Origin of the sequence: Streptomyces sp. NPDC049577, assembly GCF_040675635.1 — a bacterium.
In the GTDB taxonomy this organism is placed as follows: domain Bacteria; phylum Actinomycetota; class Actinomycetes; order Streptomycetales; family Streptomycetaceae; genus Streptomyces.
Map to the genome: position 1 here is coordinate 1 of NZ_JBFAPH010000606.1, position 1,681 is coordinate 1,681.

General features: G+C 72.4%; 1 protein-coding gene and 1 pseudogene. Both read right to left on the reverse strand.

Annotated elements, in window-relative coordinates:
• A partial coding sequence (locus tag AB0K09_RS33170) for an aldo/keto reductase (protein ID WP_366069105.1) occupies positions 1–308 on the reverse strand: 308 nt, incomplete at its 3' end.
• 65 nt (positions 309–373) lie between these two features.
• Positions 374–1,681, reverse strand: a pseudogene (locus AB0K09_RS33175) (AMP-binding protein); the annotation flags it as partial.

The following is a 1,681-nucleotide window of genomic DNA, read 5'->3' on the forward strand; positions in this document are numbered from 1 at the left end:
AGGCCGAGCCGGGAGAGCGAGGCGTCGAACTCGCGCAGCACGTTCTCGCGGGTCCAGGTCTCGGAGGCGCTGTTCCACAGCTTCGTCGTGACGAACAGCTCGTCGCGCGGGACGCCCGACGAGGTCAGGGCCTGTCCCGTGCCCTTCTCGTTCTCGTACACGGCGGCCGTGTCGATGCTGCGGTACCCCGCTTCCAGCGCGGCCGACACGGCCGCGGTCGCCTCGGCGTCCGGGACCTGCCACACACCGAAGCCCAGCTGGGGCATCCGTACGCCGTTGTTGAGAGTGATGGAGGGGACCTTGCTCACGAGCGGTCGATCCTTACCTACGTCGGAGGTGCGCTTGCCTCCATGCTCAACCGGAACCTCTTCTCTCACATTCCCGGCGCGCCCGGTTTTTCGTAGAGCGCCTCGACCTCGGCCGCGTAGGCCCGCTCGATGGCCCGCCGTCTGAGCTTGAGCGAGGGGGTCAGCAGCCCCCGCTCCTCGGTGAACGGCGCGCCCAGGATGCGGAAGGTGCGGATCGACTCGGCCTGGGAGACGAGCGTGTTGGCCGCCGCCACACCCCGGCGGATCTCCGCCTCCAGATCCGGGTCGCGTACCAGATCGCCCGGTTCGGGCACGCGCCGGCCGCGCATCGTCAGCCAGTGCTCGACGGCCTCCTCGTCCAGGGTGATCAGCGCCGCGACGTAGGGGCGGTCATTGCCGACGACCACACACTGGGCTATCAGCGGATGGGCCCGGACCCGCTCCTCCAGCAGCAGCGGCGCGACGCTCTTGCCGCTCGAGGTGACGAGGATCTCCTTCTTGCGGCCGGTGATGGTCAGATAGCCCTCGTCGTCCAGCTCGCCCAGGTCACCGGTGGCCAGCCAGCCGTCCCGGAGCACCGCGCCGGTCGCCCGCTCGTCGCCCAGGTAGCCGGCGAAGACCTGGTCGCCGCGCACCCACACCTCGCCGTCGTCCGCGATGTGGACGCTCGTGCCGGGGACGGGGTGGCCCACGGTGCCGAAGCGGGTGCGTTCGGGCGGGTTGGCGGTCGCGGCGCCGGTGGTCTCCGTCAGCCCGTACCCCTCGAAGACGGTGATGCCCGCGCCCGCGAAGAACAGCCCCAGCCGGCGCTCCATCGCCGAACCCCCGGACATCGCGAACCGCATCCTGCCGCCGAGCGCCTCGCGCACGCCGGAGTAGACGAGCCGGTCGTACAGCCGGTGCTGGACGCGCAGCGCCGCGCCCGGACCGGGGCCGGTGCCGAAGGCGCGCTCCTCCTGGGCGTGGGCGTGGCGCACGGCGACGTCGACAGCCTTGTCGAACACGCCGCCCCGGCCCGCGCGCTCGGCGGCGCGCCGCGCCGCGGCGAACACCTACACGAATACATAGCGGACGGCCGGGACGAACGTCGGCCGGAACGCGCGCAGGTCGGGCAGGAGCGCGGCGGCCGACAGCTCCGGCTGGTGCCCGAGTTTCACCCGGCCGCGCACGGCCGCGACCTGCACCATGCGCCCGAAGACATGGGCGAGCGGCAGGAACAGCAGGGTGGCCGCCTCGTCGCCGGGGCGGGAACGGAAGACCGGGTCGTAGCGCCGGACGTCTACCGCCATGTGCACGGTTCGGACGACGTGCGGCACCTGGCCGTGCTGGCCGTGGTGGTGCTGACCGCCGTGGGGGTGGTGGCGCTGGCGCTG